The 6,381-nt window shown below is 64.9% G+C and carries 6 protein-coding genes and 1 pseudogene; all 7 read right to left on the minus strand.

All coding sequences use genetic code 11. From position 1 onward, the window contains the following. Positions 1-190 (minus strand): annotated as a pseudogene (locus tag QOC69_RS00635) (MCE family protein); the annotation flags it as partial. After that, complete coding sequence (locus QOC69_RS00640) at positions 187-1,686, minus strand: MCE family protein (RefSeq protein ID WP_526435331.1); 1,500 nt, start codon at positions 1,684-1,686, stop codon at positions 187-189. The pseudogene QOC69_RS00635 and the gene QOC69_RS00640, both read right to left, overlap by 4 nt. After that, positions 1,683-2,777, minus strand: coding sequence for an MCE family protein (locus QOC69_RS00645; RefSeq protein WP_526435333.1), 1,095 nt, complete (start codon positions 2,775-2,777; stop codon positions 1,683-1,685). The genes QOC69_RS00640 and QOC69_RS00645 overlap by 4 nt, the downstream gene beginning before the upstream one ends. After that, positions 2,774-3,802: an MCE family protein gene (locus QOC69_RS00650; RefSeq protein WP_526435335.1), complete on the minus strand. Its 1,029-nt coding sequence runs from the start codon at positions 3,800-3,802 to the stop codon at positions 2,774-2,776. Before QOC69_RS00650 ends, QOC69_RS00645 begins: the two co-directional genes overlap by 4 nt. Further along, positions 3,799-5,082: an MCE family protein gene (locus tag QOC69_RS00655; protein ID WP_526435337.1), complete on the minus strand. Its 1,284-nt coding sequence runs from the start codon at positions 5,080-5,082 to the stop codon at positions 3,799-3,801. Before QOC69_RS00655 ends, QOC69_RS00650 begins: the two co-directional genes overlap by 4 nt. A 10-nt stretch (positions 5,083-5,092) precedes the next feature. After that, positions 5,093-5,950, minus strand: a complete 858-nt coding sequence (locus tag QOC69_RS00660; RefSeq protein WP_526435340.1) for an MlaE family ABC transporter permease — start codon at positions 5,948-5,950, stop codon at positions 5,093-5,095. An 8-nt stretch (positions 5,951-5,958) separates the two neighbouring features. After that, on the minus strand, positions 5,959-6,381 hold a 423-nt coding region (locus QOC69_RS00665; RefSeq protein WP_526435342.1), incomplete at its 5' end, for an MlaE family ABC transporter permease.

Here is a 6,381-nt window from a genome sequence, read left to right on the forward strand (position 1 = left end):
CCGGCGAATTCGATTCGAGCGTAGCGATGTTGGCGACTTCGACGTGGTAGATGGTGGCATCCGAGCCACGCCCTACCGCACCCGGCAACGGCAGGGAGTTCAGCCCCTGAAACGCGCAGCCCGTCACCGACATCGCGACACAGGAACCGATGACCACCAACCGCCGCACCGCACTCGTTGCGGTGCTCATGGCGTCCCTCCGGCTTCGGCGGGCAGCAGCGGCTGGCCGTTGAGTGAGTTACCGGCCGGGGGTGGCGGAGGAACCGGCGGACCTGGCGGTGGACCTGGGGCCACCCCTCCGGGAAGGAGCATGCCGTTCACGTCCACCAGGGGCAGGTTGGGGAGCGGCGCGCGGGGGAACAACGGCGGCAACGGATCCCCGGCTACTTCTCGCTGTGGCGAATTGGGACCCGGCGCGATGAGAGGCGGAGCGCCGTAACCGAACGGCGGCACGTTGTCGCCAAGACCCGTGTACGCCGATACCGCGGGGGGCGGCTCCGGTGCGTCGCCCGCTCCTTCACCGCCTGGTGCCAGCTTCGGATCGGTGTAGATGATCTTGTCAGGGTCGGCCGACGGCATCAGGTACGCGTTGACCGGGAACGGCAGGAGATTGTTCACGCTGAGCAACCGCAGCGCGGGACCCAAGTACTGCTCACACAGCTTCGCGGTCTCCGGCGCGGTGGTGTTCTCGATGCCGCCGATCATGCCGCACACGAACCACACGGGATTCGAAAAGTTGCTGAGCACGAATCCGCCGTTCACCGCACCACTGGTCGGGTTGTAGATGTTCTCCGTGTTGGCAATGGAGTTCGGTGCGAGGTGCAGCAAGTTCTCCAAGGCAGTCTTGTGGTCGACCAGATTCTGGGTCACGCTACCGAGGCTCCGAATCTGTTCGGAGGTCTGCGCGCGAGTGCCCGAGACGAACCGTTGGACGTCAACGATGGCGACCGACAGGTTGTCCAGTGCTCCGCCAAGAGAGGATCGACTGTCGTCCACCACGCTGGTCAGCGTGGCCAGCCGATTGTTGAACTGCACGATCTGGGTGTTGCTGTCGCGCAGCGCCGTCACGAAGGTCGCCAGGTTCTTGATGACGTCGACGATGTTGCCGCTGCCGTCGGCGAGTATCCGTGCGACGCCGGACAGTTCGGCCAGGGTCTGGCGCAGCTTCGCACCATTTCCGTCCATCGCGTTGGCGGCACTGTCGATGAACCGTCCGACCGACGTGCCCGATACATCGCTCTTGGGACCCAATTCGGTTGCCAGGCGCATCAACTGGGTCTTGACCTCATCCCATTCGACGGGTACCGCGGTCCGATCGGATGGAATCTCCGCGCCGTTGGCCATCGTCGGGCCCTGGTTCCGATACGACGGCGTGAGCTGGACGTAGCGCGCCGAGATCAGGTTCTGGGCGACGATGACTGCCTTCGCATCGGCCGGAATCGAGACGCCACGATCGATGCTCATGACGATCTTGGCCTGCGTTCCCAGCGGCTCGATCGCGTCGATCTTGCCGACTCTCACGCCAGCGACCCGCACCTCGTCGCCGGGGTAGATGGACGTGGCCGTTGAGAACAACGCCGAGATCTTGGTCGGCCCGAAGAACACCTGACGGACCAGAAAGGCCGCACCCGCGACAAGCGCGAGGGCCAGGGCGACCGCTGCGACGGTGATTAGTCGTTTCCTCATCGTGGTGGCAGATCTCCTGGCTGAGGGATTCCGTTGACCGGGAATGGCAACTCGGCGCGGGGGCCGGCATTGTCCGGCGGCTGTCCGGCATCGACGCCCCGCCTGAACCCGAACGCGTAGTCGAAGAACGGCTGAAACAGCTGGGACGGCTGGATGTTGGGGATGTAGGCGTTGTAGTAAGCGCCGTTGGACACCGTCTCGCCTTGAGTGAGCGTGAATTTGGCGAAGCCGGGAATCGCCTCGCCGATGTTGTCGCGATTCTTCTCCAGCATGGCGTTGACGTCGTTGAGCCGCTTCAGAGTCGGCGCCAACTCAGCTTCGTTGTCGGCCACCAGACCGGACAACTGCCGCGACACGGCCGAGGTGCTCGCCAGCAGACCGACGATCGCCTGGCGCCTGTCGTCAAGAACCCCGATCAAGTCGTTGGCGTTGAGGATCAACGTGTTCACCTGCGCGCTGCGCTGGGACAGCACGCCAGTGACGTCGCCTGCCGTCCGCAGCAGCTCGCCGAGGCCGGCGTTGCGGTCGTTCAGCGACTTCGAGAATCGGGCCAGCCCGTCGAATGTCGGCCCCAGTTGCGGCGCGATCTGATCGAGGGTCTGCGACAACGTGTCGAGGGACTGGTTGAGCTGACCGGTGTCGGTGGCCGCGGTGTTGGACGTGACTTCGCTGACCGCGTCGGTCAGCGAGTACGGCGACGAGGTGTGCGAGACCGGAATGGTCTCCCCAGGGCTCATCGTGTCGTCGCCCGCCGAGTCCAATGTCACCACCCGCTCGCCCAGCAGTGTGCCGGTCCTGATGTGCGCGGTGGTCTCGGTGCCGAGCGGGTACTTGCCCTCCAGGGTGAACCTGACCAGCGCGTCGCCATTCTCCAGCGAAATACTGGACACCGCTCCGACTTTGATTCCGGACATCGTCACGTCGTTGCCGACGTCGAGGCCGCCCGCCTCGGCGAACAGCGCCTGGTAGCGGACGGACGTCGCCCACTGAAGGATCCGCTCGGGCTGCAGCCCCACGGCGATGACCAAGATGATCAGGACGGCGCCGATGAATCCTGCCCTGATGAGTTGAGCTCCGCGGTACTTGATCACGAGTTCTCGGCGCACCTTCCGGTCTCTTGCTTGATCCAGGGGAACTGCACGGTGCGCTCTTGAAGGTCGCTGGCGCGGAAGGAGAGTCCACAGATGTAGTACTGGATGAAGCTGCCGTAGGCGCCGAGCCTGGCGAGCTTGCGGTAGTTGTTCGGTGCCCGTTCGAGTGCGGCGGAGAGGCGATCCTTGTCGTCGTCGATCAGCGGTGCGAGACGGTTCAGCTGATCCACGGTGCCGGCCAACGGCGGCCTGGCCTGGGTGAGCAGATCGGAGAGCGACGCGGTGCCGCTGCCGAGCGAAACGATGGCATTGCCGATCGGGTCACCATCCTTCGACAGCCCGGTGATCAGCTGCTCCAGGCGATCGATGGCACCGGAGAATTCGTCGCCATTCTTCGACAGCGTGTCCAGGGTGTTCTTGAGGTTCTCGATGAGTTGGCCGACCACTTCGTTGTTGTCCGCAATCGAGTTGGAGAACGACGAGGTCTTGGAGAGCAGCGATTCGAGGGTTCCGCCCTCGCCCTGTAGCACCTGGATCAGCGAGGCGCTCAATGCGTTGACGTCTTCGGGGTTCAACCCTTGAATGACCGGCTTCAGCCCACCGAGCAGAAGGTCGAGATCAAGAGCGGGAGCGGTGCGGTCCTCCGGGATCTGCGCGCCCGCGGGCACCACCCGGGTCGATCCCGGCCCATCCACCAACTCCAGGTAGCGGTCACCGACGAGGTTGAGGTATCGCACCGCCGCCTTGGTACCGGTGGTGAGCACGATGTTGCGGTCCGCGTCGAAGTCGACGATCACCTTCTTGTCGGACCGCAGCGCCACGTCCCTCACGGTGCCGACCCTGACGCCCGCGACTCGGACGGTGTCGCCCGTCTTCAGCCGCGACGCGTCGGCGAACACCGCTGAGTAGCCGTTCGTCGATCCGGTGCGAACCTGCGCGAAGGTGAAGAAGAGGAACACCGTGAGCAGCACCATCACCACGGCGAAGATCCCGAACTTGACGATCATGCTCCGCGAGCCGGTCATCCCGGCTCTCCAACCTGTGCGGAGTTGCGCGCCGGGCCGTCTATCGGCCCGAAGAGGAACTGCTTGAGCCCGTCGGAGTTGAGCAGGATGCCCCGGTTGCCGTACTGCCAGGGATTGGCACCGCTATCGCCGATGACCGACGGCGGGTTCCATTCCGGTGGCACGACGGGCAGTCCCAGCTCCTGGCAGTACGGGCGGCCCTTCGCGGCTACCTTCGGCAGGTCCTTCGGATAGCGGTAGCGTTCGATGCCCAGGTTGAAACTCGAGGACACCACGACACCCGGCAATGGCAGCGGCGGCGACTTGGTGAATTGCCCAAGGCCGGCGATACCGCAGTACAAGGTCTCGTGGTACTTGTTCAGCAGGTCCGTCGTGGGCACCAGCAGGTGCAAGACGTCGGTGAGGGCTTGGCGGTTGCCGCCGATCACGTCGTTACCGACGTCGGCCAGACCGATTGCGCTGACCAGGAATTCGTCGAGCTGCTGCTGCTTGTCGACGATGGTCTGGCTGAACCGCGTCGAGTTGTCGACCGTCCTGATCAGGTCGGGCGCCGCGTCGCCATAGGCGTTGAGCACCGGCACCGCAGTTTCGATGTCACGCTCGAGATTCGGCAGGGTCGGTTCGATCTTGGCCAGCAGGGCGTTGAAGTCGGTCAGCGTCTGACCGAACTTCTCGCCGCGACCGCCGACGGCCGAGGAGATGGCTCCGAGCGTCTCGTTGAGCTTGGCGGGATCGATCTTCGACAGCACGGACACCAGCTGCTGGAAGACGGTGTTGATCTCGACCGTGACGTGGTCGCCGCGCAGTACCTGTCCCGAGCGGAGCCGTTGCGCCGACGGATCCGGTGGTGCCACCAGTTGCACGAACTTGCTGCCGAAGACGGTCGACGATGCGATGTCGACCTTCACGTTGCCTGGAATCAGGTGCAGCGCAGACGGATCCATCGCCAGTTGCAGCGCGGCAGTGCCATCCGACCGGTAGTCGATGGAGGAGACCTTGCCTACCTCGACGCCATTGATCTTGACCTTGGCGTCGGGGTTCATCACCAGGCCGGCGCGGTCGGCGATCACCGTAACCGGTGTCGTGGGGGTGAAGCTGCCGCGGAACATGGCGACGGCGAGCGCGACGATCAACACCAGAGCGGCGACCAGCCCGACACCTGCAAGCGGCCGCACGTAGTTGCTCACCCCGAAGTGCCGCCTCGACGACGCCGCCACGGGCGTTGCGGTGCTGCTGGTCTCGGACCGATGGACCGGGCCGGGCCCCATGTTTCTCGTCAACTCGTCTCCTCTAGCCCGACAGGTTGAAGTTGCCGTTGGCGCCGTAGATGGACAGGGACACCAGCAGTGTCACCGAGACCACCACGACCAGTGAGGTGCGGACGGCGTTGCCGACTGCGACGCCGACTCCCGACGGTCCGCCGGTGGCGAAGTAGCCGAAGTAGGTGTGGATCAGCAGGACTGCCAGGGCCATCAACACGGCCTGCAGGAACGACCACAACAGGTCGATCGGGTTGAGGAAGGTGTCGAAGTAGTGGTCGTACAGGCCGCCGGACTGGCCCAACAACATCACCGTGGTGAATCGGCTGGCCACGAACGACAGGATCACCGCGATCGAGTACAGCGGGGTGATCGCGATCATCCCGGCGATGATCCGCGTGCTGACGAGGTATTCGATCGGGCGGATGGCCATCGACTCCAGGGCGTCGATCTCCTCGTTGATCCGCATCGCGCCCAACTGGGCGGTCACCCCGGCGCCGAAGGTGGCGGCCAGGCCGATGCCTGCGATCACCGGTGCCGCGATGCGCACGTTGATGAACGCGGCCAGGAAGCCGGTCAGCGCCTCGATGCCGATGTTCCCCAGCGAGCTGTACCCCTGTATCGCCAGCACGCCGCCGGTCGCCAGAGTCAGGAATCCGACGATCACGACGGTGCCGCCGATCATCGCCAACGTGCCTGCGCCCATGGAGATTTCGGCGATCAGGCGAATGATCTCGCGACGGAAGTGCACCGTCGCATGCGGCACCCCGCCCAGCGCGCGGCCGTAGAACAGCGTGTGATCGCCGATCCGGCCCAGGAACGAGACCGGCTTGCCGAACTGCCGCGTCACACGCGGGTAAGTGCCCCGCAAGGTTGCCGTCGCGCCCATGTCGCCGCCTAGCCCGTCGTGAGCCGGATGCCGATGGCGGTGACGACGACGTTGATCACGAACAGCGCCATGAACGCGTAGACCACCGTCTCGTTGACCGCGTTGCCCACCGCCTTGGCGCCACCGCCGCGGATCGTCAGGCCGCGGTAACACGCCACCAGGCCGGCGATCAGCCCGAACAGCGCGGCCTTCACACACGAGATGATGACCTCGGGCGTCCCGGTCAGCAGGGTGATGCCCGCGGCGAACGCGCCAGGATTCACGTCCTGGATGAACACCGAGAAGAAGTAACCGCCAAGGATTCCGATGATCACGACCAGGCTGTTCAGCAGCAGCGCCACCAAACCCGAGGCCAGCATCCGCGGGGTTACCAGGCGCTGCACCGGGTTGATGCCCAGCACCTCCATGGCGTCGATCTCCTCACGGATGGT

It is taken from the genome of Mycobacterium sp. (genome assembly GCF_032162105.1).
In the GTDB taxonomy this organism is placed as follows: Bacteria; Actinomycetota; Actinomycetes; order Mycobacteriales; family Mycobacteriaceae; genus Mycobacterium.